Here is a 24,694-nt window from a genome sequence, read left to right as displayed (position 1 = left end):
CAAGAAAACTATAAGGAGGGCTAGATTAGCCTAGCTCTTCTTTATAGTTGCTTAGGGTTGGTTTGAATCCCCCTAACCACTCCATTCAAACTGACCCTAAGCAACTATATTTTAGAAAAAAGGAGTATCATGATGAATCAAAAAGGTTTTATTGCCAAATATTGGCCCTATCTATTTGTTGCCATACCAATTGGTCTACAGTTAATCTTTTTCTTCAATCCCTTATTAACGGGAATCTATTATAGTCTGACGGATTGGAATGGATTGACATCAGATTTCAGCTTGATTGGCATTCAAAACTATCTAGATATCTTGAAGAATCCTGATTTTTATACGTCTATGACTTTTACCATTATCTTCACCATTGGTTTGGTCATTGGAGAAATTGTTATAGGGATTTGGTTGGCTAGTCTCCTTAATCGTAAGATTAAAGCTGTTGGTTTCTTTAGAACCTGGTATTTCTTCCCAGCAGTTCTTTCAACCGTTACTTTAGGCTTGATTTTTGTCCAATTGTTCAACTATGGTTTCACACAAATTGGAGAAATCCTTCATATCGATTGGTTGATGGAAAACTTATTGGTACAAGAAAATACTGTTATTCCAGCTGTACTTTTTGTGGCTCTCTGGCAGGGATTGGCGATGCCAGTCATCATCTTCTTGTCTGGGTTACAAAGTATTCCAGAAGATGTGAAAGAAGCGGCTGCAATCGATGGTGCAACACGCTCTCAACAATTCTTTAATATTGAACTTCCATTCTTATTACCATCTATCAGTATGGTTTTCATCTTGGCAATGAAGTCAGGTTTGACAGCATTTGACCTTATCTTTGCACTGACAAGTGGTGGCCCAGACGGCAAAACAGAATCTTTGGGTTTACTCGTTTACAACTATGCCTTTGTAGATAATAAATTCTCTTATGCCAATGCTTTGGCTGTAGTACTCTTCATCTTCATTATTGTCATCTCATTAATTCAGATGAGAATTTCGAAGAAATTTGAAATTTAGGAGGACAGACATGAATACTCAAAAACAGAAAAATTGGTGGGTTTATCTCGTGCTTTTCAGCGGTATTCTCTTCATGTTTATTCCGCTACTCGTGACCATTATCAGCTCATTCAAACCAACCAAGGAAATCACGAGCAACTTCTTTGGTCTTCCTGAAAATTTCACCTTAAATAACTACGAACGCTTGTTTAATGATGGGATTGTACAATATTTTGGCAATTCTGCTTTGATTACGATTGTAGCTGTTGGCTTGATTCTACTTGTTATTCCAATGGCAGCCTTCGCCGTAGCCCGTCAAATGAAACGCCAGACAGTGTTTAACTTTATCTACTTTTTCTTGATTATTGGGATTTTTGTACCTTTCCAAGTGATTATGCTCCCAATGACCAAATTAATGTCAAGCCTTGGTTTGAACAATATTGTCGGTTTGATTATTCTATATTTGACCTATGCAGTTCCTCAGGCCCTCTTCCTCTATGTCGGCTATATTAAGACAATTGTTCCTGAAGAAATGGATGAGGCGGCAGCTATTGATGGCTGTGATAAATTTACTATGTATTGGAAAATCATTTTCCCTCTCATGAAACCCATGCATGCAACTGTTTTGATTATCAATGCCCTCTGGGTCTGGAACGATTTCCTCTTGCCTTTACTAGTATTGAACCGTGATCAAAGCATGTGGACTTTACCTCTTTTCCAATACAATTACCAAGGTATGTATTTTAGTGACTATGGTCCATCATTTGCATCCTATGTGGTGGGGATTATCCCAATCTTATTGGTATACCTTGTCTTCCAGAAACATATTATTTCAGGTATGACAAGTGGTTCTGTCAAATAATTACAAAGGTTGACTTGTTCAACCTTTTCTAAAAAATAAAAAAGAAAAGGCTTACAAAGGAGAATATCGATGAAAATTAAAAACCAAGCTATGTTGATTACCTATTCTGATAGTTTAGGCAAGAATCTCAAGGATTTGAAAAAAGTTCTTGAGGGACCATTAAAGGATGTTGTGGGAGGTATCCATATACTGCCGTTTTTCCCATCATCAGGTGACCGTGGGTTTGCGCCAATGGATTATACAAAGGTGGACCCTGCATTTGGAGATTGGTCAGATATTGAAGTATTGAGTAAGGACTACTATCTGATGTTCGATTTTATGATCAATCATATTTCAGCCAAGTCACCGTATTTCCTTGATTTTCTTGAAAAGAAAGATGAATCAGCTTATGCGGATTTGTTTATTCGCTATAAAAACTTTTGGCCAAATGGTGAGCCAACGCAAGAAGATGTTGATTTGATCTATAAGCGTAAACCTCGCGCTCCATATCGAATTGCAACATTTGCTGATGGTAGTGAAGAGAAGGTTTGGTGTACCTTTGATGAGCAACAGATTGACTTGGATGTGACAACGGAGACAACCCGTCGTTTCATCCAAGAAAATTTGGAACAGTTGGCAGAGCATGGTGCTTCGATTATTCGTTTGGACGCCTTTGCTTATGCCAATAAAAAAATCGGAACCAACTGTTTCTTTGTGGAGCCTGATATTTGGGAAATGCTCCATTTTCCACGTCAGTTATTGGCACCAAAAGATGTGGAAATCTTGCCTGAAATCCATGAACATTATACAATTCAGCAAAAAATTGCTGAACAAGATTATTATGTTTATGACTTTGCCTTGCCAATGCTGGTTCTCCACGCTTTGTATTCTGGTCATGTCAATCGCCTGGTTCACTGGATGGAGATTTGCCCTCGCAAGCAATTTACAACCCTAGATACACATGATGGAATCGGTGTTGTAGACGTTAAGGATTTGCTGACGGATGAGGAGACAGAGGAAACGCGTGAAGCCTTGTATGCACAAGGTGCAAATGTCAAGAAAATTTATAGCACTGAAGCTTACAATAATTTGGATATTTATCAGATTAACTGTACTTATTATTCTGCCCTTGGCAATAACGATCAAGCTTACCTATTAGCGCGTGTTCTCCAATGTTTTGCACCAGGTATTCCACAAATTTACTATGTTGGTTTACTTGCAGGTGAAAATGATATTGAACTTTTAGAATCAAGTAAAGAAGGACGCAATATCAATCGCCATTACTATGATTTAGAAGAAATTGAGCAGGAAGTACAACGACCTGTGGTACAATCCTTATTCAAACTCCTTAAATTCCGCAATACAAGTCCAGCTTTCGACGGAGAGTTCTCCGTTAAGATGCTGGATGAAACAAGTATGGAAATTTTCTGGGATAATCAAGATGCAGGGGTGTCTGCTCGCCTAACAGCTAACCTAAAAGAAAAATCCTTCGAAATTGTTGAAATAGAAGAGGGCAAAATGACTACAATTGAGTTGTAATATGATTATATAGAAAGAGGGGGGCTTCCCCTTTTTCTTGCCTAAATTAGATTGTACAGAAAGGATCAATCAAATGCCAGAAATACAAAAAACAGACTGGTGGAAGAAGTCCGTCATTTACCAAATTTACCCTCGTAGTTTTCAAGATTCAAATGGAGATGGAATTGGAGATATTCGAGGGATTATCAGCAGATTAGATTATCTTCACGAGCTTGGAATTGATGCTATTTGGCTTAGTCCTGTTTATCAGTCCCCCATGGATGACAATGGTTACGACATCAGTGATTACCAAGGAATTGCTCCAGAATTTGGGACCATGGAAGATATGGAAGAGCTGATTGCAGAAGGCCATAAACGCAATATCAAAATAATCATGGATTTGGTGCTCAATCATACCTCAGATGAACATTTTTGGTTTCAAGAAGCCCTCAAAGGACCAGATAATCCCTATTATGACTATTATGTTTGGGCTGACGAGCCGAATGGATTACGCTCGACCTTCTCAGGCTCTGCTTGGGAATACGTTCCACATCTGAACAAATACTATCTCCACCAATTCTCTGTTAAGCAACCAGATCTGAACTGGAAAAATCCTGCTCTGAAACAAGAAATCTGGGATATGATCAATTTTTGGATTGAAAAAGGTGTCGGTGGTTTCAGGCTAGATGTAATTGATTTGATTGGAAAAGAACCGGAAAAATTAATTACAGCCGATGGACCAACTCTCCATCCTCTTATTCAGGAATTAAATGAGAAAACCTTTGGTGCTTACGACTTAGTGACTGTTGGGGAAACCTGGAGTGCCAATCCAGAAAATGCTCAGTTATATTCGCATCCTGATCGAAAAGAATTTTCGATGATTTTCCAATTTGAACATGTAGGACTTGATCAGCAGGAAGGGAAAGAAAAGTGGGATTTGGCACCACTTGATCCAGCACGTTTGCATAAGGTTCTATCCAAATGGCAGACTGAACTGGTTGGTAAAGGCTGGAACTCGCTTTTCTGGAATAATCACGATTTACCTCGTGCCATTTCTCGCTTCGGTGATGATCGACCTGCATTTCGTGAACTAAGCGGAAAAATGTTGGCTTTTTATCTTCATTTTATGTCAGGGACACCTTATATATACCAAGGTGAGGAAATCGGTATGATTAATACACCGATTACGGATATTAGCCAAGCGGATGATATTGAAACACGCCGCATGTATGCAGAACGGATTGAAAATGGCTTCACCAAGGAGGAATTGATTACTGCTATAAATGCCAAAGGCCGTGATAATGCTCGCCGTCCAATGCAATGGACAGGAGCAGAAGGAGCGGGCTTCAGTACAGGTCAAGCCTGGCTGGCTTTGGGAGATACTGCCAAAGACATCAACGTTGAAAAAGCACTTGCAGACAAACAATCACTTTTCTACACCTATCAAAAATTAATCGCTCTTCGGAAAGAGTATCCTTGTATGTCTGAAGGAAAATATGAAGTGATTGAGACAGGGAACGAATTGGTAATGGCTTATCGTAAATATGATGAACAGGATGATTTCATTATTTTAGTCAATTTCACAAGTGAAGAGCAAGCATTTGACGTATCAAGCGAAGAGTATTCCTTGTTTATGCATAACTACGATGAAGCTGCATTTTTGGATAGACAAATATTAAGACCATATGAGGCAATCGTTCTCAAAAAATAAATTCCTTTTCTTTTCCCATGCTTTTTTCATGAATTTTTGGTAAAATGGAAAAAACAAAAAAGAGAGGTTTTATCATCATGGGTAAATTCCAAGTCATTTCACACCCACTCATTCAGCATAAGTTGTCAATCCTTCGTCGCACATCGACTTCTACTAAGGATTTTCGTGAGTTGGTAAATGAAATCGCAATGCTAATGGGTTACGAAGTTTTGCGTGACTTGCCACTGGAAGATGTGGAGATTGAAACACCAATTACGAAAACAGTTCAAAAACAAATTGCCGGTAAAAAATTGGCCATTGTACCAATTCTTCGTGCAGGAGTAGGTATGGTTGACGGTTTGCTTAGCCTTGTGCCGGCTGCAAAGGTTGGTCATATTGGTATGTACCGTGATGAAGAGACACTTCAACCAGTCGAGTACCTCGTAAAATTACCTGAAGATATTGACCAACGCCATATTTTGGTAGTTGATCCAATGTTGGCGACTGGTGGTTCAGCTATCCTTGCAGTGGATTCATTGAAAAAACGCGGAGCTTCTAACATTAAATTCGTAGCTCTTGTTTCAGCTCCAGAAGGTGTGAAAGCTCTTCAAGAAGCTCATCCAGATATTGATATCTACACAGCAGCTTTGGATGAAAAACTCAATGAAAAAGGCTATATTGTACCAGGTCTTGGTGATGCTGGTGACCGCTTGTTCGGTACAAAATAATTGATAGAAAGGAATCAGTTTGCTGGTTTCTTTTTTCACATGTGAAAATCGTGTTTTTTATTTGACCAATTTTGACTAATTCTATATAATGGGTTCATACTTGTTATTGAAATGAAGGAGGATTCGTATGATTCCAGTAGTTATTGAACAAACTAGCCGTGGTGAGCGTTCTTATGATATTTACTCACGCCTTTTGAAAGACCGTATTATCATGTTGACAGGACCAGTTGAGGATAACATGGCAAACTCAATCATTGCCCAATTGCTTTTCCTTGATGCCCAAGATCCGACTAAGGATATTTATCTTTATGTCAATACACCAGGAGGTTCTGTGTCAGCAGGTCTTGCCATTGTAGACACGATGAATTTCATTAAAGCTGATGTTCAAACCATCGTTATGGGAACAGCAGCCAGCATGGGAACCATCATTGCATCAAGTGGTGCGAAAGGCAAACGTTTCATGTTGCCAAATGCAGAATACATGATTCACCAGCCAATGGGCGGAACTGGTGGCGGTACTCAGCAAACGGATATGGCCATTGCAGCAGAACACTTGCTCAAAACCCGTAACAAATTGGAAAAAATCTTGGCTGACAATTCAGGTAAAACAGTGAAACAAATCCACAAGGATGCCGAACGCGATTACTGGATGACAGCTGAAGAAACATTAGCATACGGATTTATTGACCAAATTATGGACAATACGAAAGTGAAATAGTTTAAAATATTGCAACATGTACTTGTTGCAATATTTTTTTAGAAATTTATCAAAAAAACCTTGACAAAAATGTTCGGGGGGGGGGGGTATAATGAAGGAGTAAAAATATTAAGGAGATTTACTATGAAACAATCATTTATTGTATCATATCTAACTTTCTATTTGAAAGCTACTGTTATGCTGGAGGGTGACTTTGTAAAGGTTTCTAATCCAAATACAATTTTGAAAGTTATTCCTTTAGGAACTAAAAATAGAACAATCCCAGTTGAACAAATTGCAACTGTTGACGATTCATTTAGACTCGATTTCAAATCATTTATTTGGGGAGTAATTTTTACGATTTTGGGCTTTAATATGATAGGGAACTCTTTTGTGGGAGGATTGGTACTAGCTGCCTATGGTGTATTGACAGTACTTAGTTCGTTCCAAACCTATCTTACTCTTAATTTCACATCAGGTGGTTCATATACAGTTAATGCTGTTGTATTTGAAAAAGAGAACTTACTGTCTTGTAAAGGAACGATTGAAAGTTTGATTCAACGTCGCTACAATAATACAAATAATACAGCAAATACTGATCGACTAATTGAAGCGTTGAATAAAAAATAACTTTAGAGGCATGACAACTGTCATGCTTTTTTGGTATACTTGTACTAGAATACTTATTAATGAAATTTGAGGAAATCATGTTTGAGAAACAATTACGCACATGTTTAACCATCTATTTACACTATAACCGGGATGCACGGAAACTCAGTCAATATGGTGATATGATTTACCATTCCAAACGATTGCGATATGTATCTGTATATATCAATCAAGACCAACAGGAAGAAATTATCTCTAAACTAAAGAAGGAAAAGTTTGTCAAAAAAGTAGTTCCTTCTTACATAAAAGAAATTGACCGAAATTTTGTAGGTAATTTGTGGCGAGAAGAAGAGACAACACTGTAAAGATTTGAACAGGCTAACTGGCCTGTTTTTGCTTTTTTAAAAATTTTTTCTTTTTTTGTTGACAATTTTCTGATAATTCAGTATATTAGATACATCGCAAAATTTAAGAAAGATTTAAGGAGTTTTCATGAAAACAAGAAAATTTGCAGTAGCTCTTGCTACATTTGCATCTGCAGCATTACTTGCAGCATGTGGTACTGTTTCAACAACTAATTCTTCAGCAACTGGTTCAAGTGTTGGTGATACATTTAAAATTGGTTACAACTTAGAGTTGTCAGGTGCTGTATCTTCATACGGACAAACTGAAGAAAAAGGTGCTAACTTGGCTGTGAAAGAAATCAATGCAGCAGGTGGTATTGATGGGAAGCAAATTGAAGTTGTTACAAAAGACAACAAGTCTGAAACAGCAGAAGCAGCTTCTGTTGCTACTAGCTTGGCAAGTGAAGGTGTAAACCTTGTCATTGGACCTGCAACATCTGGTGCTTCAGCAGCATCTATCCCTGCATTAACTTCAGCTGGTATTCCAATGATCTCACCTTCAGGTACGCAAACAAACCTTGTAGTAAATGACAAAGGTGAAGTTCAAGATTATTTCTTCCGTGCAACATTTACTGATGGATACCAAGGTCAAATTATGGCTAAGTATGCGACAGAAAACATGTCAGCTAAGAAAGTTGTTCTTTACTATGACAACTCTTCTGACTATGGTAAGGGTGTAGCAGAAGCTTTCAAGAAAGCTTACACTGGTGAGATTGTTTCTGAAATCACATTTGCTTCAGGAGATAAAGACTTCCAAGCAGCTTTGACTAAATTGAAAGATGCTGAGTTTGATGCCATCATCATGCCTGGTTACTACAACGAAACAGGTACAATTGTGAAACAAGCTCGTGGACTTGGCTTGAATCAACCAATTCTTGGTTCTGACGGTTTCGACTCACCACAATTTACTGAATTGGCAACAGCTTCAGCAGCATCTAATGTATACTATCTTTCAGCATTCGTAACATCAGCTAGCGAGAAAGCACAAGCGTTTTACGATGCATATAAGAAAGAATACAATGAAGAGCCATCAATGTTCTCTGCACTTGCATACGACTCAGTTTACATGGCAGCTAAAGCAGCAGAAGGTGCAGCTGATTCTAAAGCACTCAAAGACAACCTTGCAGCTTTGAAAGATTTCGAAGGTGTAACAGGTACTATGTCTATCGATGCTGAGCATAACGTGGTTAAATCTGTTTATGTAGTAGGTTTGACAGACGGTAAGCAATCTTCAGTTGATACTGTATCAATTTCAGAATAATCGAGGGGGGCTGGTTTATCCAGCCTTCTCTGCGTTTTTACCAAGTTTGAAAACGTTTAGGAATTATTAAAAAATATCAAGTAACTTGCTTATTTTCAGAAAATTTTGTATAATGTAACAATGCTTATTGAGCTTGAAAATATTTAGAAAGATTGGTGAACCTAATGCTTCAACAACTTGTCAATGGTTTGATTTTAGGTTCTGTATATGCCCTCTTGGCCCTTGGTTATACCATGGTATACGGAATTATCAAACTCATTAACTTTGCCCACGGAGACCTTTATATGATGGGTGCATTCATGGGGTATTTCTTATTAAATAACCTTACTTTCATTGAGGATGGCGGCACACGTTTCTTTGTTGCCCTAATCTTAGCAATGGTTGGAACAGCTACTCTTGGTGTGGTCATTGAATTCTTGGCCTATCGTCCTTTGCGAAATTCAACGCGTATTGCAGCTTTGATTACGGCTATCGGTGTGTCCTTCTTCCTTGAATATTCAATGGTAAAATTATTTACTGCGGATGTTAAGGCGTTTCCACAAGCAATTGAATCGGTGAACTTCAACCTTGGACCAGTATCTGTAACCAACATCCAGTTGATTATCTTGGGTGTATCGCTTGCCTTGATGGTTGCGCTGCAATTAATTGTAAAACGTACAAAAATGGGTAAAGCTATGCGTGCGGTTTCTGTTGACAGTGATGCAGCTCAGTTGATGGGGATTAACGTAAACCGTACCATCAGCTTCACATTTGCACTTGGATCAGCCCTTGCGGGAGCTGCAGGTGTCCTACTTGGACTTTATTACAACCAAATCGAACCTTTCATGGGAATGACTCCTGGTTTGAAAGCTTTCGTAGCGGCAGTTTTAGGTGGTATCGGAATTATTCCTGGTGCAGCACTTGGTGGATTTGTCATTGGTATTATCGAGACATTTACATATGTAATCGGATTGGATACTTTCCGTGATGCCATTGTTTATGCTGTATTGATCATCATCCTCCTTGTTCGTCCAAGTGGTATTCTTGGTAAAAATGTGAAAGAGAAGGTGTAACCATGAAGCAAAATTTAAAAGTTAATGCAATTTGGTTGGCAATCTTATTAGCTGGCTTTGGAATCATTCAGGGACTTGTTTCGGCTGGGATTTTGAATTTTTACTATGTTCAAATTGTACAACAAATCGGTATTCAAATTATCTTGGCTGTCGGCTTAAACTTGATTGTCGGTTTTTCAGGTCAATTTTCACTTGGACATGCTGGATTCATGGCTATTGGTGCCTACGCAGTGGGTATCCTTGGGAAAATGATGCCATCTTATGGTGGTTTTGCAATTGCCTTGCTTGTTGGTATGTTGGTTGCGGGTGCTGTTGCCCTCTTGGTTGGTCTGCCAACCCTTCGTTTGAAAGGTGACTACCTTGCCATTGCGACCCTTGGTGTTGCTGAAATTATCCGTATTTTGATCATCAATGGTGGAACTGTTACAAACGGCGCTGCTGGTATCATGTCCATTCCATTATTTACGAACTGGCAGCTGGTTTATGTATTTGTCATTATCACAACACTCCTTACTGTGAACTTCTTGCGTAGTCCAATGGGACGTGCAACTATTTCGGTTCGTGAAGATGAAATTGCTGCTGAGTCAGTTGGTGTTAATCCGACTTTCATGAAAGTTTCAGCTTTTGTATTTGGTGCTATGACAGCGGCTATCGCTGGCGGACTCCATGCGGGTTATGTTGGAACAATTGTCCCTAAGGACTTTGCTTTCATGACTTCTGTTAACGTTTTGATTATCATTGTATTAGGTGGATTAGGATCCATCACAGGTACATTTGTGGCAGCAATTGTCCTTGGAATTCTCAACGTATTTCTCAAGAGCTATTCAGATATTTCAATGATTATCTACTCATTGGCATTGATTCTCTTGATGATCTTCCGTCCGGGTGGTTTGTTAGGAACCAAAGAATTTAGTGTGGCAGCTCTACTCAAGAAGAAGGAGGTTAAGTAATGGCATTACTTGAAGTAAAAAATTTAACCAAGAACTTCGGTGGTTTGACTGCCGTTGGTGATGTGACCATGGAACTTCATGAGGGTGAATTGGTCGGCTTGATTGGACCAAACGGTGCAGGTAAGACAACCCTTTTCAACCTCTTGACAGGCGTTTATGAGCCAAGTGAGGGAACAATTTCTCTTGCAGGTACTGTATTAAATGGAAAGGCTCCTTCAAAGATTGCCTCCCTTGGTCTTGGTCGTACCTTCCAAAACATTCGTTTGTTTAAAAATATGACAGTTTTGGAAAATGTCTTGATTGGTCTTGGTAACCATGGAAAAGCAGAAGTCTTAGCAAGTTTCCTTCGCCTTCCTGCTTTCTATAAAAATGAAGAAGAATTAAAAAACAAAGCCATTGAGCTCTTGAAAATCTTTGATTTGGATGGTGATGCGGATACGCTGGCTAAGAACCTTCCATACGGACAACAACGTCGTTTGGAAATCGTTCGTGCCCTTGCGACCGAGCCAAAAATTCTTTTCTTGGATGAGCCAGCGGCTGGTATGAACCCACAGGAAACGGCAGAATTGACCCAACTCATCCGTAAAATTAAGGAAGAGTTTGGTATTACCATCATCTTGATTGAGCACGATATGAGCTTGGTTATGGAAGTAACGGAACGTATTTATGTATTGGAATACGGTCGTTTGATTGCCCATGGTACTCCTGAAGAAATCCGTAATAATAAGCGTGTAATTGAAGCCTACCTTGGAGGTGAAGCATAATGGCAATGTTAGAAGTTAAAAATCTTTCCGTCAACTATGGCGTTATCGAGGCTGTAAAAGATGTCAGTTTCGAGGTCAACGAGGGGGAAGTTGTAACCTTGATCGGTGCCAATGGTGCTGGTAAAACCTCTATCCTTCGTACCATTTCAGGACTTGTTCGTCCATCAGCTGGAACGATTTCTTTCCTTGGAAATGAAATTCAAAAAGTACCTGCTCGTAAAATCGTTGCGGACGGTTTGTCACAAGTTCCAGAAGGCCGACATGTCTTTGCAGGCTTGACTGTTATGGAAAACTTAGAAATGGGTGCCTTTCTTCGCAACAACCGTGAAGAAAACCAAGCCAACTTGAAAAAAATCTTCGCACGCTTCCCACGTTTAGAAGAACGTAAGAACCAAGATGCTGCTACCCTTTCAGGTGGTGAGCAGCAGATGTTAGCAATGGGACGTGCATTGATGAGCCAACCAAAACTCTTGCTCCTTGACGAGCCATCAATGGGCTTGGCGCCAATCTTCATTCAAGAAATTTTTGATATTATCCAAGATATCCAAAAACAAGGAACAACCGTTCTATTGATTGAACAAAACGCCAACAAAGCCCTTGCCATCGCAGACCGCGGATACGTACTAGAAACAGGAAAAGTTGTCCTCTCAGGAACAGGAAAAGAACTCCTCGCCTCAGAAGAAGTCAAAAAAGCATATCTGGGTGGCTAAAAAGGTCCGGGGGACCTTTTTAGGTTGGAAATGAGAACCGCTGGTAAGCGGTTTTCTTTATAAGTCGGTTACCCCACGTTTTAGGTTGGAAATGGGAAACGCCGGCAGGCGTTTTTCTTTATATCAAGGTCCGGGGGACCTTTTTAGGTCGGAAATGAGAACCGCTGGTAAGCGGTTTTCTTTATAAATGGGTTACCCCACGTTTTAAGTTGGAGATAAGAAACGCCGGCAGGCGTTTTTCTTTATCTACGGATAGGCTGTTTTAATCGGGAAATAGGAAAACCAGTAACGCAAGTTGCTAGTTTGTCCCTCGAGGCTGACGCCTCATTTTAAGTTGGAAATAGGGACCGTCGGCAGACGGTCTTCCCATTTATTCATTTCTGGGCCTTTTAGGTTAGAAATGGGAAACTCCAGCAGGTGTTTTTCTTTATATCAAGATTAGGCTGTTTTAGTAGTGAAATTGGATGTTGCGGATGACAATCTTTTGGGTATTATATTTCTATTCTCCATCGTGGAAGTTGACTTCCTTGCCATTCAAACCTACATATGCTAGACTGTCATAGTAGAAAAGGAGATAGAATGAAACAGAAGTTATCGCTAATTGGTATAGTGCTCATCATACTTTTGACGGTTGTTCTTTCATTGACAAATCGTCAGGTAGTTGTGGTCAATTATTTATTTGGACAATTTAGAATGCCCTTGATTTTGGTGATAATTGGCTCGCTCTTGATTGGTATGTTCATTCAATATTTACTTGGATTGACTAAGAATATGTCATTGAAAAGTGAGATTAAGAATTTGAAAAAGGAATTATCAGAAATCCCAGTTTTGCAAACTGAAGAAAATGCTGATAAGATAAAATAGATTGAGTTAATTATGTGGAATTATGTATAGACCACATTGAAATGATAAGGAGAAATGATGTTTACCAAAGAATTTGGATTGATGTTTTATGTGGATGATGTTGCTGCTGAGAAGGCTTTTTGGAGCGCTGCTGGTTTCACAATCTTCAATGAAGCTGAGATGATGGGCTATGAAACTTTTGATATGAAGCCACATCCAGAAGCAACTACGACTATTACTGTCTATGCTAACGAATTTATTCGCCAAGTATCACCAGAGGTGATCGATATGAAGCCAAGTATCTTGTTTGAAACAGACGATATTGAAGGTCTTCAAGAACGCATCGCTGGTTTGACAGATACCTGCAGTCCAGTCAATGCGGAACCATTCCCTAACTTTAACTTTGCTAGCCCAAGTGGTCATTACTTTGCTGTAAAAGGGTAATAGAAATAGTTATATGTGGAACAATCAGCGGTTTTTTATCGCTGATTTTCATTTCTTTTCACAACATATTGAAATCGTTTTCGGATTTGTGATATAATAAGGTATGAAATTTCGAAGGAGGAAATCCTATGTCAGTTAAAGATTTTATGACTCGTAAGGTTGTTTACATTTCACCAGATACGACCATTGCTCATGCGGCTGATTTGATGCGCGAACAAGGTTTGCACCGTCTACCTGTTATTGAAAATGACAAACTAGTTGGCTTGGTAACAGAAGGAACTATTGCAGAAGCAAGCCCATCTAAGGCAACGAGCCTATCCATTTATGAGATGAACTATCTGCTAAATAAGACTAAGGTTAAGGATGTCATGATTAAAAATGTCATCACCGTTTCAGGCTATGCAAGTCTTGAAGATGCTGTTTACCTCATGTATAAAAACAAGGTTGGTATCTTACCAGTTGTGGATAATGGTCAGCTTTACGGTGTCATTACTGACCGAGATGTTTTTGCAGCCTTTCTCAATGTTTCAGGCTATGGTGAAGAGGGTGTGCGTGCTCGTTTCCTCGTTGACAATAAGGCAGGAGAATTAGAGAAGATCATCCGTCTGGTAGCTGATAAGGAATACAATATTGTGTCAACAGTCCAACTTGCAACCACGTCTGGCAAGGTTGTGATTGAAGTTCAAATTGATGGTAAGGTAGATATCGAGGAAGTTCGGTCACTATTTGAAGGGGCTGGATTGCAAATTGATAGCTTGGTACCAACAGTTGCAAAGAATATCTAAAAGTCGGGTTTACTCGACTTTTTCTTTCTATTCATTGATAATTTTTGATTAGAAAAATCGGTAATATGGTATAATAAAAGGGATTACAAGAGGAGGAAGTATGGGATATAAGAATTATAAGAAGTACAGACGAGATGACGATATTGAAAGTATCCTGCTTGTCCTCGTTTTGGGCTTGCTGAAGGGATTGGGACGAGTATTATTACCAATTCTTGGTGCTCTTTTTAATCGTGACAATATCAACCGTTTTTTGCATGGGGATAAAATCAACCGTTTGCAGACCCTCCAACTCAGTATTCGGTCTGGTTTTGAAAAACACCAGCAATTGTTGGCGGAAAATGGTGAAGATAAAGCAGTTTTAAGCTTGCGTAGTCGCATCTTAGGAGAATTATTTGAATTAGACCAATTGTATCAAAAGAATGGCAAGTACTTGGATGCCTATCAAAGCAAGGAAATTGTTGATACCTTGCAACTCAAGTATCAATTGAAAATACCTGAAAAAACTTCAACATTTACTGGATCTGTTGATGAAGATGAAGTGGTGGATTCTGTTGAAGCCTATCAAGATGAAACCTGGGACGAACAAAAACGAATTTCGGAATTGGCTTCTGAAATTCTTGAAACCTATTGCAATATTCAAAGGGACAATCAGGTTATTCTAGAAAAACTTGAAAATGCAGCGGATAAGCGGGAAGAGTTGACAGCTATTCATGAAGCCAATATGAGCCGCTTTAGGGATATTTTACAAGGTTATTTGAAAATTAAGGAATCTCCAAAAGATTATTTCAATGCAGAGGAGCGCCTTGCCCAGGCCAAGCTGGCTCTGGAAACCTTTGACAGGGATTTGGACGATACCATTAAACAATTTAACGAAGCAGATATGCAGGATTTTGAAATCAGCCTGCGCATGATGAAGAAGAAAGAGGGATAAAATGTCAGGATTTAATTTCGATATTGATCAAATTGCCAACAATAGTTTGTCGACCAAGGACAAGACCACAGAGATCATTCAAGCAACACCTGCTGGAGATTCGACCAAGGTATCTTTTTTGGCACAGTTGACACCAGAACAACAGACAGGCATTCGGGCCAAGGCACCGCAATTGGTAGATAATTTCTTGGCCAACCAGAATGCTCTCTTGGACTTCGGTAAGGAAGCCGTGGAAGAAGTCAATGCAACGGTCAACCACATTCTGTCTGAGCAGAAAAAGATAGAAATTCCACAGGTGGATGAGCTGTTGGCCAATACCAACCGTGAATTGAATGGTTTTGTGGCCAAGTACAAGGACATTTCGACAACTGCTGAATTAGAAAAGAAACCAGGTTTCTTCCAACGCTTGTTTAAGCAGACAAAAAATGACTTGCAGGAATTTTACTTTGATTCGCAGACCATTGAAAAGAAAATGGACAGCATGGCGGCCAGCGTGGTCAAGCAAGAGGAAGTCCTGTCCCGCAACATCGTGTCTGCAGAGCTCTTGATTGAGAACAATACCAAGTCAATTGAGAACTTAGTCGGAGTGATTGCCTTTATTGAAGCGACTGGTCAAGAGGCTGCCCAGCGAGCAAAAGCAGAGCAGGAACGCTTGTCAGGTCTGCAACCAACTACGGTAGACTATCAAGTTGCTTCTGAAAAGCTGGCGCGTGTGACGGAAGTTGCCAATATCTTGGAACAACAACACTCAGAATACATGAGTCGCCTCTATGTTGCCTGGACAACAACACCACAAATGCGTAACCTTGTCAAAGTTTCGTCGGATATGAAGCAACGTTTGGGTATGTTGCGCCGCAATACCATTCCAACAATGAAGCTGTCAATTGCCCAGTTGGGTATCCTCCAACAGTCTATCAAATCTAGTCAGACAGCAGATGCCATTGTCAATGCCAACAATGCTGCTCTTCAAATGCTGGCGGATACGTCAAAAGAAGCCATTCCGATGATGGAACGTACGGCACAAAATCCTACCCTTTCAGTAGCTTCTGTTACCAAGTTGGCAGAGAGTTTGGTCGCCCAGAACAATGGTATTATTGCGGCTATTGACGAAGGTCGTCAAAAACGTCGTGAGTTGGAAGCAGCCATTGTTCGCTCCGCAGAAACCATTAATGATTCTGTTAAATTGCGTGATCAGAAAATTATTGCTGCCTTGCTAGACCAAGGAAAAGCAGCCCAGTCAGAAGCTGAACAGCCAATTGAACCAGCTGAATAATACAAAAACTGCAGATATTTTGGTCTGCAGTTTTTCAATGTCGCTCGAGTGGTTTCTTATCCCTGTCGAGAGTAAATCCTTCCCCCAATACCTCACGGGCATCTGTAATGGTGATAAAGGCGTGGGGATCGATGCGATGGATGAGTTCTTTCATTTCTTGTAATTGGCTCTTATAGATGACAGAATAAATCATATTTATATTGGTTTTGCTGTAAAAACCTTGGGCCTTGATAAAGGTTACCCCTCGTTCAATTTCACTATCTATTGCCTGGGCTAGTTGCTCGGATTTTTGCGAAACAATCATCACGCCCTTGCTACCGTAACCGCCTTCCGTAACAAAATCAATCATTCTAGAAGCAATTGTCAGCATCATTAAGGTATAAAGCACGGTACGAAGGTCTTTGAAGACAATAACGATCAATGTTAAAATTAATATATCAACAAAAAGGATGATTTGTCCAATAGAAAATGGTAGGTATTTATGACCTATTCGGGCAATAATATCACTTCCGCCAGTTGTTCCGCCTGCCCTAAAAATGGTTCCAAGGCCCAGCCCCATTAGGATTCCTCCGAGAATGCTGACCAGGATAAGGTCTTGTTGGAGTTGGATTGAAAATGGAATTTTTTCAAAAATTGCTAACCAGAATGTAACGGCAAAAGTACCGAATATACTAAGATACAGGGTCTTTTTTCCTAAAATTTTCCAACCGAGTAAGAACAAGGGGATATTGATGATAATGTTCATAATCCAGGGTTGTATATGAAAGAGATAGTAGATAATCAAGGTCAGTCCAGTTGCCCCGCCTTCGAATAGTCTGTTTGGCATGATCAAGTAGTTCAAGCCAAATGCAAACAAGCCAGCACCGAGTAAAATAAGTAAACAATTTTTCAGCTGTCCCATAAGTAAAATCTCCATTCAGGTGTATATATTAATTGTAAAAGATTTTCTCCTTAAATACAAGTCAATTTTTCAAGTGATTTTTTGGCTAATTTTTGGTAAAATGGAATGAATATCTAAGAACCTGCATTCACAAGTAAAGTGTTTGTATATAAGAGATAGTTTTTCGCTAATTAAGGCAGTTTTTCATTGGATACTGATTTTATTTTGAAAAAATAAGGCTGAGTAGCTGAAAAACGTGCATTGGAAGGAAGTGCTGAACGGTGACTACAGGTTCTAAGAACGAGGAAATGATGAGAAACGGTTTTTTTATTACATTTGAAGGTCCTGATGGTGCGGGAAAGACAACGGTTTTGCAGGAATTGTTACCAGCCTTACAGGAGCTTGGTCCAGAGGTCGTGACGACGAGGGAACCAGGTGGAGTGGCGATTGCTGAAGAGATTCGCAATATTATTCTCAATCCTGCCAATACTGAGATGGACGATAAGACGGAATTGTTGCTGTTTATCGCAGCCCGTCGCCAGCACTTGAAAGAAAAAATCTTACCTCCCTTGGCTGAAGGTAAGTTGCTTTTGATTGATCGATTTATCGATTCTTCCATTGCTTACCAGGGATTTGGACGTGGTCTGGATGTGGCTGATATTAACTGGCTCAACCAGTTTGCGACAGATGGTCTGAAACCAGATCTGACCCTCTATTTTGACATCGATACAGAAGAGGGCTTGGCTCGAATTGCTCGAAATGCAGATCGGGATGTGGATCGTCTGGACATGGAAAAAGCTGATATGCACAAACGGGTTCGGCAAGGCTATCTCAGTATTTTAGAAGCAGAGCCAGAGCGTTTGGTCAAGATTGATGCCAGTCAGCCTCTAGAAGCAGTTGTTGCGGATGCCTTGGCAGTGATTCAGAAACGGTTTGCAGAGAGAACATGAAGATTGAGGAACTAAAAGCTTTACAGCCTATCGTATTTCAACGATTTCTTACCATTTTAGAGCAAAATCGTCTGGCCCATGCCTATCTGTTTTCTGGTGATTTTGCCAGTTATGACATGGCGATTTTGCTGAGCCAGTCTTTATTTTGTCTGGAAAAAGCGGGTGTTTTGCCCTGCCAGAATTGTCGTCCATGTCGCTTGATTGAAGCGGGTGAATTTTCTGATGTGACCTTGCTAGCTCCTCAGGGCAATATCATCAAGACGGAAACGGTACGCGAATTGGTCAAGAATTTTTCGCAGTCTGGTTTTGAATCGAGTAAACAGGTTTTCATCATACGAGATGCAGAAAAAATGCATGCAAATGCAGCTAATTCCCTTCTCAAAGTGATTGAAGAACCACAATCGGATATTCATATTTTTCTATTGACCAATCAGGAAGAGGCAGTCCTCCCAACCATAAAGAGTCGGACTCAGATTATTGGCTTTCCTAAAAATCTACCAGCCCTGGAACGCATGTTGGAAGAAGAAGGCTTGTTGAAATCCGATGCAACAATTTTGGCGCGACTGGTATCCAGTCAAGATGAGGCAAGGAAGTTAGCAGAAAATAAAAGTTTCATAGATTTAATTGGCCAGTCTAAAAAGTTCATTGATTTGCTCCTCCTTAACCCAAATCAAGCTTATTTGCAAGTGGGGACCTTAGTTTCTTTAGCTGTGGAAAAAGCAGAGCAGGGCCGATTGTTTGATCTCCTTAGTTTGCTCTTGGCTGAAAAAATGATGGAGCCATTGGCACGGGAAAAAATGGATATCGTTTTGAAAGCCAAACTCATGTGGCAGGCAAATGTTAGCCTACAGAACAGTTTAGAATATGTGACACTAAAATAAATAGAAAGGAAGACCATGGATAAGAAAGAAATTTTTGATGCCCTTGATGATTTTTCACAGAATCTCTTGACGACCTTGGCAGAAGTTGATGCCATTAAGAAACATTTACAGGGTGTCATTGACGAAAATACGACTCTCCGTTTGGAAAATTCCAAACTAAGAGAGCGTCTTGAAAAAGAAGATAAGACAGGGCATAAGTCTTCCAATTTTGGTAAGGAAAATCTGGAAAACATTTACGAAGATGGTTTTCATATCTGTACCTTTTCTTATGGACAACGCAGGGATAACGACGAGCCTTGTATGTTCTGTATTGAACTATTGAATCGAGATTGAGATGAAAGTACAAAAATCATTTAAGGGTCAGACAAGTTTTGGGAGTCTTTTCTTGGTTCCGACTCCAATTGGAAATTTGCAAGATATGACCTTCCGAGCTATTCAAACCTTGAAGGATGTCGATATGATTGCGGCAGAAGACACACGAAATACAGGACTCTTGCTCAAACATTTTGAGATTGAAACCAGGCAAATCTCTTTTCATGAACACAATGCCCATGAAAAAATTCCAGTCTTGATTGATTGGCTCAAGTCGGGTCAGTCCATTGCCCAGGTATCTGATGCAGGCTTGCCTTCCATCTCAGATCCAGGTCATGACTTGGTAAAGGCAGCTATTGCAGAAGACATACCTGTTGTGGCATTGCCTGGTGCGTCCGCTGGAATTACAGCCTTGATTGCTTCTGGCTTGGCTCCGCAACCACATATATTCTATGGATTTTTACCGCGAAAAGCAGGGCAGCAAAAGGATTTTTTCCAAGAGAAACGGGCCTATCCTGAGACGCAGATTTTCTATGAATCTCCTTATCGGGTGGCAGATACCTTGGAAAACATGCTTTCTGTTTATGGAGACCGCCAGGTGACAGTCGTGCGAGAATTGACCAAACTCTATGAAGAATACCAGCGAGGCACTATTTCAGAAGTTTTAGACTATTTGAATGACAACCCTCTAAAAGGAGAATGCCTGCTTATTGTCGCTGGTGCTGGTGAAGAAGAGATGCCATCTGCAGAAGATGTGGATTTAAAAGCTGAGGTGGAAAAGGAAATCGCAGCAGGTCGCAAGCCCAACCAGGCCATTAAAGAAGTTGCCAAACGCTACCAACTCAAAAAACAAGAAGTATATGATGTGTACCATGGACTAGGTTAAGGCCTAGTCTTTTCTAATTTCCGTATCTTTTCTTAGAATTCAGTTAATTTTATGGAATAGTCTGAAAATTTGTGATATAATGAACACATTACATTTTTGGAGGGATTTTATGACGATCTACAACTTCTCTGCAGGTCCTGCAGTATTGCCAAAACCAGTGCTTGAACGTGCTCAAGCTGAATTCTTGGACTACAATGGTTCGGGAATGAGTGTTTTGGAGATGTCCCATCGCTCCAAAGACTTCGACGACATTATTAAAGGTGCTGAGGCAACTCTACGTGAACTCATGGCTATTCCTGACAACTACAAGGTGATGTTTTTGCAAGGCGGAGCATCATTGGAATTCACCATGATTCCGCTCAACTTTGCTCAAGGAAAGAAAGCTTACTATCTAGCAGGTGGTTCTTGGGGTAAAAAAGCCTATACAGAGGCAGTGAAACTATCTAAGACTATTGATTTTGAACCAATTTTGCTAGGTTCAACAGAAGACATCACCTATGCAGAATTGCCGACCTTTAATAAAAATGACATTGATCCAAGTGCAGCCTATGTTCACTTGACAACCAACAATACTATTGAAGGTACAGCTGTCTATGACATTCCAGATACCAACGGTGTTCCAGTTATTGGTGATATGTCTTCAAACATCTTGGCAGCTCGTTACAATGTAGAAGACTTTGCTATGATTTATGCAGGTGCTCAGAAGAATATTGGTCCAGCTGGTGTGACAGTTGTCATTATCCGTGAGGATTTCCTCAACGACCAACCAATGCTTTCAAGCATGTTGGACTACCGCATTCAAGCAGAAAATGAATCGCTCTATAATACGCCGCCAGCTTACTCTATCTACATTTCCAAACTTGTCTTTGAGTGGGTCAAGGAAATCGGTGGTGTGGATGAAATGGAGAAAATCAACCGTGAAAAAGCAGGTCTGCTCTACGACTATATTGACGCGTCAGCTTTTTACAGCAACCCTGTCCGTAAAAAAGAAGAGCGTTCAGTAGCCAACATTCCATTCGTTTCACCAAGCGAGGAATTGGATGCCAAGTTTGTCAAAGAAGCGACAGCGGCAGGCTTTAAGAATATCAAGGGACACCGTTCTGTTGGTGGAATGCGGGCATCACTTTACAATGCCTTCCCACGCCAAGGTGTGGTTGATTTGATTGACTTTATGAAGAAATTTGAAGCGGAGAATGCCTAATGGAAATCCGTCTTGCTCATCCTAATGAAGTAGCAGCTATTAGTCAGATTATTGATCAGGCAAGAGCCTTTCTAGCAGCTTCTGGCAGTAGCCAGTGGCAAGGGGCTTACCCTGACCATGATACGATTTTTGATGATATTTTAACAGGCAAGGGCTATGTTGGTCTGGTGGACGGAAAGGTTGCGGTTTATGCGGCTGTCTTTCGTGGGACAGAGGCTGCCTATGAAGCTATTTTCGACGGCAAGTGGCAGCACAACAATCCCCTTTACACCACTATTCATCGTGTGGCAGTAGCCAAGGAGTTTCAGGGACAGGGTGTGGTTCAGACCTTCCTGCAAGGGATTATCGAAGGGCAAAAGGGGCCAGACTTCCGCTGTGATACCCATGAGAAAAACTTGCCCATGCAGCATATTCTGGAAAAGCTAGGTTTTGTCTATTGTGGAAAAGTTCCCTTGGACGGCGAACGCCTAGCTTACCAAAAAATCAAGCACAAGAGCGAACGCAGTCTCTATCAGGAGATAAGTGAAGACGACCGTTGGCTCTTAGGCCCAGTCTCCTAGTTTATCTTTTATTACATCAACGAAGGAAACTTCATTTCCTTATTTCCAACCTTTAATACTCCACTGTATTATTGAAGTTAGCTGCGACTTTTGATGGGAGTGGGAAAGAACTCGACTGGTCAAAAAAGAGTTCGTCTTCCCACCCCCGCACAGTTGATTAGGTCAGATTTGGAGTGTGAAACACGAACAAATCTGCCAATCAACCACTGCGCTGAGATGTTGACACGAACTCTGAGAAGTGTGGCAGGACTTTTTACCCAGCCTCTTTATTTCCAGCCTCCAAAGGTTCCCCGAACCTTTGAAGCTAGTACTAAAAGCAAACTATAAGACTGTAAATAATAAAAATGAAAGTCAGGCGGTAGCTCTTCCGCCTTTTTAGGTAAGAAAAATGGTATTTAGCGTACGAACCTTTAACAATATTAACCAAGTTGGTCTGAAGGAATTGGGCAATCGTTTCCAGATTGATGGTGACCATGCTGTCAATCCAGATGCCTTTATCATCCGTTCTGAAAACTTGCACGGTTTTGATTTTCCTGAAAATCTCAAGGCTATTGCGCGTGCGGGAGCAGGGACCAATAACATTCCTATTGAGGAAGCTACTGAGAAAGGGATTGTGGTCTTCAATACTCCAGGTGCTAATGCCAATGCCGTAAAAGAGGCAGTGCTTGCTTCTATCCTCTTGTCTGCTCGTGACTATATCGGAGCGACAGCCTGGGCTAACACGCTTTCAGGTGATGATGTGCCAAAGCAAGTGGAGGCAGGTAAGAAGCAGTTTGCAGGGACAGAAATTTCAGGTAAGACTCTTGGTGTTATCGGACTTGGTGCTATCGGTGCTCGCATCGCTAACGATGCTCGCCGTCTCGGTATGAATGTACTTGGCTACGATCCGTACGTGTCTGTTGAAACAGCTTGGACTATCTCAAGTCACGTCAAACGTGTGGATGATTTGAAAGAAGTCTTTACCAATGCTGACTACATTTCTGTTCATGTTCCTTTAACAGACAAAACACGTGGTTTATTTAATGCGGATAGTTTTGGTCAAATGAAAAAAGGGACAACCTTAATCAACTTTGCCCGTGGTGAGTTGGTTAACAATGCCGATTTGTTTGAAGCCATTGAAGCAGGGGTTATCAAGAATTACATCACTGACTTTGGTACTGAAGAAGTGTTGAATAAAGATAATATCATCGTCTTCCCACACGTTGGTGGTTCAACAGAAGAAGCGGAGCTCAACTGTGCCATTGCGGCTGGTCAGACCATTCGTCGCTTTATGGAGACAGGTGAAATCATCAACTCCGTCAATTTCCCAAATGTCAAACAATTTTTGGATGCTCCATATCGTATTACCTTGATTAATAAAAATATTCCAAACATGGTGGCTAAAATCACTACAGCTGTTTCTGAATTGGGCATTAACATTGATAATATCATCAACAAGTCAAAAGGTGACTATGCCTATACCTTGCTGGATTTGGATGAGGCAGATAAGAGTAAAATTGACGCTTTGGTTACTAATTTTGAAGCGACCGATGCTATTGTCAAGGTCCGTGTTATTAAAAATAAAAACTAGGTATGTATGTAAAAACAATCTACCAGAGTCCGATTGGTCCCATGTCCCTAGTGGCCGGTGATAAAGGCTTGCGAGGTGTCTGGTTTGAGGACCAGAAGTTTTTTGAACGTGGTTTAGATGAAAAGCCTGTGCTAGGCTCACATCCTATTTTAGATCAGACCAGTCTCTTGCTAGATGCTTATTTTTCAGGTCAAGATGTAGATTTTTCTAGCCTGACGCTTGAAGCTATTGGAACGGAATTTCAGGAAAAAGTCTGGCGGCTATTAAAAGAGATACCGCATGGCCAGACGACCAACTATGGAAGACTTGCCCAGCAACTTGGTCTTCGGTCTGGTCAGGCAATTGGTGGAGCAGTTGGGCGAAATCCTTACTCTATCATTGTCCCCTGTCATCGTGTTCTTAATCAAAAGGGACAATTAACAGGTTATGCAGGTGGCTTGGACAAGAAAATCTGGCTCTTGCAACATGAAAATCTACACTTTGAGGTGAAGAAATGATATTATTTTATGAATATCCTAAATGTTCGACCTGCCGAGCGGCCAAGGCAGAGTTGAAGAGTTTGGGCTTGGAATTTGAAGCTATTGACATCAAGGCAACGCCGCCCAGTGCAGACCAGCTCAAAGCCTGGATGGAAGAAACGGGTCTTGAATTGAAAAAGTATTTTAACACATCAGGCAATAGCTACCGTGAACTTGGTCTTAAGGATAAATTTGACAGTTTAACGGTGGATCAAGCTTTGGAACTGTTATCCAATGATGGCATGCTGATTAAGCGTCCCTTGCTGATTCAGGATGGAAAAATCTTGCAGATTGGCTATCGAACAAAATATGAAAATCTCGGCTTATAAGGCCGAGATTTCAGACTGAAGACAAAGTCCTTAGAATTGATTTTCTAAGGGCTTTTCTTCGTATTTAGGAGTATAATATAAGAAAAAGGACTTATGAGGTTCTCCTATGCTACACAAAGAAAA

At 40.4% G+C, this 24,694-nt stretch carries 28 protein-coding genes; 27 read left to right on the top strand and 1 reads right to left on the bottom strand.

From position 1 onward, the window contains the following. The first annotated feature begins 132 nt into the window (after positions 1-132). From C1E99_RS08160 to C1E99_RS08075, 18 genes are all read left to right on the top strand, one after another. Positions 133-1,005 carry a carbohydrate ABC transporter permease gene (locus tag C1E99_RS08160; protein WP_161942061.1) on the top strand — a complete coding sequence of 291 codons (873 nt, stop codon included), beginning with the start codon at positions 133-135 and terminating at the stop codon, positions 1,003-1,005. Between the two features lie 10 nt (positions 1,006-1,015). Further along, the gene (locus C1E99_RS08155; RefSeq protein ID WP_009910491.1) at positions 1,016-1,846 is read left to right on the top strand and encodes a carbohydrate ABC transporter permease; all 831 of its coding nucleotides are present in this window, start codon (positions 1,016-1,018) and stop codon (positions 1,844-1,846) included. 69 nt (positions 1,847-1,915) lie between these two features. After that, positions 1,916-3,364 (top strand): sucrose phosphorylase, encoded by a 1,449-nt coding sequence (gene gtfA / locus C1E99_RS08150; protein WP_105207222.1) that lies wholly within the window; start codon positions 1,916-1,918, stop codon positions 3,362-3,364. A gap of 73 nt (positions 3,365-3,437) precedes the next feature. After that, the gene (locus C1E99_RS08145) at positions 3,438-5,054 is read left to right on the top strand and encodes a glycoside hydrolase family 13 protein (RefSeq protein WP_105207221.1); all 1,617 of its coding nucleotides are present in this window, start codon (positions 3,438-3,440) and stop codon (positions 5,052-5,054) included. Positions 5,055-5,131: 77 nt separating this feature from the next. Next, a complete protein-coding gene (upp, locus tag C1E99_RS08140; protein WP_105107882.1) occupies positions 5,132-5,761 on the top strand; it encodes a uracil phosphoribosyltransferase in 630 nt (209 codons plus the stop codon). Between the two features lie 127 nt (positions 5,762-5,888). Beyond that, positions 5,889-6,479, top strand: a complete 591-nt coding sequence (locus C1E99_RS08135) for an ATP-dependent Clp protease proteolytic subunit (protein WP_014638366.1) — start codon at positions 5,889-5,891, stop codon at positions 6,477-6,479. Positions 6,480-6,602: 123 nt separating this feature from the next. Then, positions 6,603-7,088, top strand: coding sequence for a hypothetical protein (locus C1E99_RS08130; RefSeq protein ID WP_105107883.1), 486 nt, complete (start codon positions 6,603-6,605; stop codon positions 7,086-7,088). A 77-nt stretch (positions 7,089-7,165) separates the two neighbouring features. Beyond that, positions 7,166-7,432, top strand: a complete 267-nt coding sequence (locus tag C1E99_RS08125) for a DUF2129 domain-containing protein (RefSeq protein WP_105207220.1) — start codon at positions 7,166-7,168, stop codon at positions 7,430-7,432. 127 nt (positions 7,433-7,559) lie between these two features. Further along, positions 7,560-8,732, top strand: coding sequence for an ABC transporter substrate-binding protein (locus tag C1E99_RS08120; RefSeq protein ID WP_105207219.1), 1,173 nt, complete (start codon positions 7,560-7,562; stop codon positions 8,730-8,732). Between the two features lie 164 nt (positions 8,733-8,896). Beyond that, positions 8,897-9,784: a branched-chain amino acid ABC transporter permease gene (locus tag C1E99_RS08115; RefSeq protein ID WP_105207218.1), complete on the top strand. Its 888-nt coding sequence runs from the start codon at positions 8,897-8,899 to the stop codon at positions 9,782-9,784. 2 nt (positions 9,785-9,786) lie between these two features. Continuing rightward, a complete protein-coding gene (locus C1E99_RS08110) occupies positions 9,787-10,734 on the top strand; it encodes a branched-chain amino acid ABC transporter permease (protein WP_105107887.1) in 948 nt (315 codons plus the stop codon). Continuing rightward, positions 10,734-11,498: an ABC transporter ATP-binding protein gene (locus tag C1E99_RS08105; RefSeq protein ID WP_105110046.1), complete on the top strand. Its 765-nt coding sequence runs from the start codon at positions 10,734-10,736 to the stop codon at positions 11,496-11,498. Before C1E99_RS08110 ends, C1E99_RS08105 begins: the two co-directional genes overlap by 1 nt. After that, positions 11,498-12,208: an ABC transporter ATP-binding protein gene (locus C1E99_RS08100; RefSeq protein ID WP_002937288.1), complete on the top strand. Its 711-nt coding sequence runs from the start codon at positions 11,498-11,500 to the stop codon at positions 12,206-12,208. Before C1E99_RS08105 ends, C1E99_RS08100 begins: the two co-directional genes overlap by 1 nt. A gap of 579 nt (positions 12,209-12,787) precedes the next feature. Continuing rightward, positions 12,788-13,072, top strand: a complete 285-nt coding sequence (locus C1E99_RS08095) for a LapA family protein (protein ID WP_161951175.1) — start codon at positions 12,788-12,790, stop codon at positions 13,070-13,072. A 57-nt stretch (positions 13,073-13,129) separates the two neighbouring features. Further along, entirely contained in the window at positions 13,130-13,495 is a 366-nt protein-coding gene (locus tag C1E99_RS08090; RefSeq protein WP_105207216.1) for a glyoxalase, read from the top strand. Positions 13,496-13,623: 128 nt separating this feature from the next. After that, positions 13,624-14,280, top strand: a complete 657-nt coding sequence (locus C1E99_RS08085) for a CBS domain-containing protein (protein WP_105207215.1) — start codon at positions 13,624-13,626, stop codon at positions 14,278-14,280. Between the two features lie 100 nt (positions 14,281-14,380). Beyond that, positions 14,381-15,211 carry a hypothetical protein gene (locus C1E99_RS08080; RefSeq protein ID WP_105207214.1) on the top strand — a complete coding sequence of 277 codons (831 nt, stop codon included), beginning with the start codon at positions 14,381-14,383 and terminating at the stop codon, positions 15,209-15,211. A 1-nt stretch (position 15,212) separates the two neighbouring features. Further along, positions 15,213-16,484: a toxic anion resistance protein gene (locus C1E99_RS08075; RefSeq protein ID WP_105207213.1), complete on the top strand. Its 1,272-nt coding sequence runs from the start codon at positions 15,213-15,215 to the stop codon at positions 16,482-16,484. Between the two features lie 34 nt (positions 16,485-16,518). Here C1E99_RS08075 and C1E99_RS08070 read toward each other — a convergent pair whose 3' ends face one another. After that, positions 16,519-17,385, bottom strand: a complete 867-nt coding sequence (locus tag C1E99_RS08070) for a YitT family protein (protein WP_105207212.1) — start codon at positions 17,383-17,385, stop codon at positions 16,519-16,521. A 290-nt stretch (positions 17,386-17,675) separates the two neighbouring features. Between C1E99_RS08070 and tmk the strand changes: the two genes are divergently transcribed. From tmk to C1E99_RS08020, 9 genes are all read left to right on the top strand, one after another. Then, on the top strand, positions 17,676-18,314 hold the full coding sequence (gene tmk / locus C1E99_RS08065) for a dTMP kinase (RefSeq protein WP_105207235.1): 639 nt from the start codon (positions 17,676-17,678) through the stop codon (positions 18,312-18,314). After that, a complete protein-coding gene (locus C1E99_RS08060) occupies positions 18,311-19,195 on the top strand; it encodes a DNA polymerase III subunit delta' (RefSeq protein WP_105207211.1) in 885 nt (294 codons plus the stop codon). The genes tmk and C1E99_RS08060 overlap by 4 nt, the downstream gene beginning before the upstream one ends. 15 nt (positions 19,196-19,210) lie before the next feature. Beyond that, positions 19,211-19,528, top strand: a complete 318-nt coding sequence (yabA, locus tag C1E99_RS08055; RefSeq protein ID WP_044763240.1) for a DNA replication initiation control protein YabA — start codon at positions 19,211-19,213, stop codon at positions 19,526-19,528. A gap of 1 nt (position 19,529) precedes the next feature. After that, positions 19,530-20,393 carry a 16S rRNA (cytidine(1402)-2'-O)-methyltransferase gene (gene rsmI / locus C1E99_RS08050; RefSeq protein ID WP_105207210.1) on the top strand — a complete coding sequence of 288 codons (864 nt, stop codon included), beginning with the start codon at positions 19,530-19,532 and terminating at the stop codon, positions 20,391-20,393. Between the two features lie 109 nt (positions 20,394-20,502). Then, positions 20,503-21,594 carry a 3-phosphoserine/phosphohydroxythreonine transaminase gene (gene serC / locus C1E99_RS08045; protein WP_105207209.1) on the top strand — a complete coding sequence of 364 codons (1,092 nt, stop codon included), beginning with the start codon at positions 20,503-20,505 and terminating at the stop codon, positions 21,592-21,594. Next, a complete protein-coding gene (locus tag C1E99_RS08040; RefSeq protein WP_105207208.1) occupies positions 21,594-22,154 on the top strand; it encodes a GNAT family N-acetyltransferase in 561 nt (186 codons plus the stop codon). Before serC ends, C1E99_RS08040 begins: the two co-directional genes overlap by 1 nt. A gap of 388 nt (positions 22,155-22,542) precedes the next feature. Beyond that, on the top strand, positions 22,543-23,724 hold the full coding sequence (locus C1E99_RS08030; protein WP_105207206.1) for a 3-phosphoglycerate dehydrogenase family protein: 1,182 nt from the start codon (positions 22,543-22,545) through the stop codon (positions 23,722-23,724). Between the two features lie 2 nt (positions 23,725-23,726). Next, complete coding sequence (locus C1E99_RS08025; RefSeq protein ID WP_105207205.1) at positions 23,727-24,221, top strand: methylated-DNA--[protein]-cysteine S-methyltransferase; 495 nt, start codon at positions 23,727-23,729, stop codon at positions 24,219-24,221. Next, complete coding sequence (locus tag C1E99_RS08020; RefSeq protein WP_105207204.1) at positions 24,218-24,571, top strand: arsenate reductase family protein; 354 nt, start codon at positions 24,218-24,220, stop codon at positions 24,569-24,571. The genes C1E99_RS08025 and C1E99_RS08020 overlap by 4 nt, the downstream gene beginning before the upstream one ends. Positions 24,572-24,694 lie beyond the last annotated feature (123 nt).

This window comes from Streptococcus suis (genome assembly GCF_002964045.1).
Lineage (GTDB): Bacteria > Bacillota > Bacilli > Lactobacillales > Streptococcaceae > Streptococcus > Streptococcus suis_U.
Note: the sequence above shows the minus strand (reverse complement) of the source record. Positions and strands in the feature narration are given on the sequence as shown.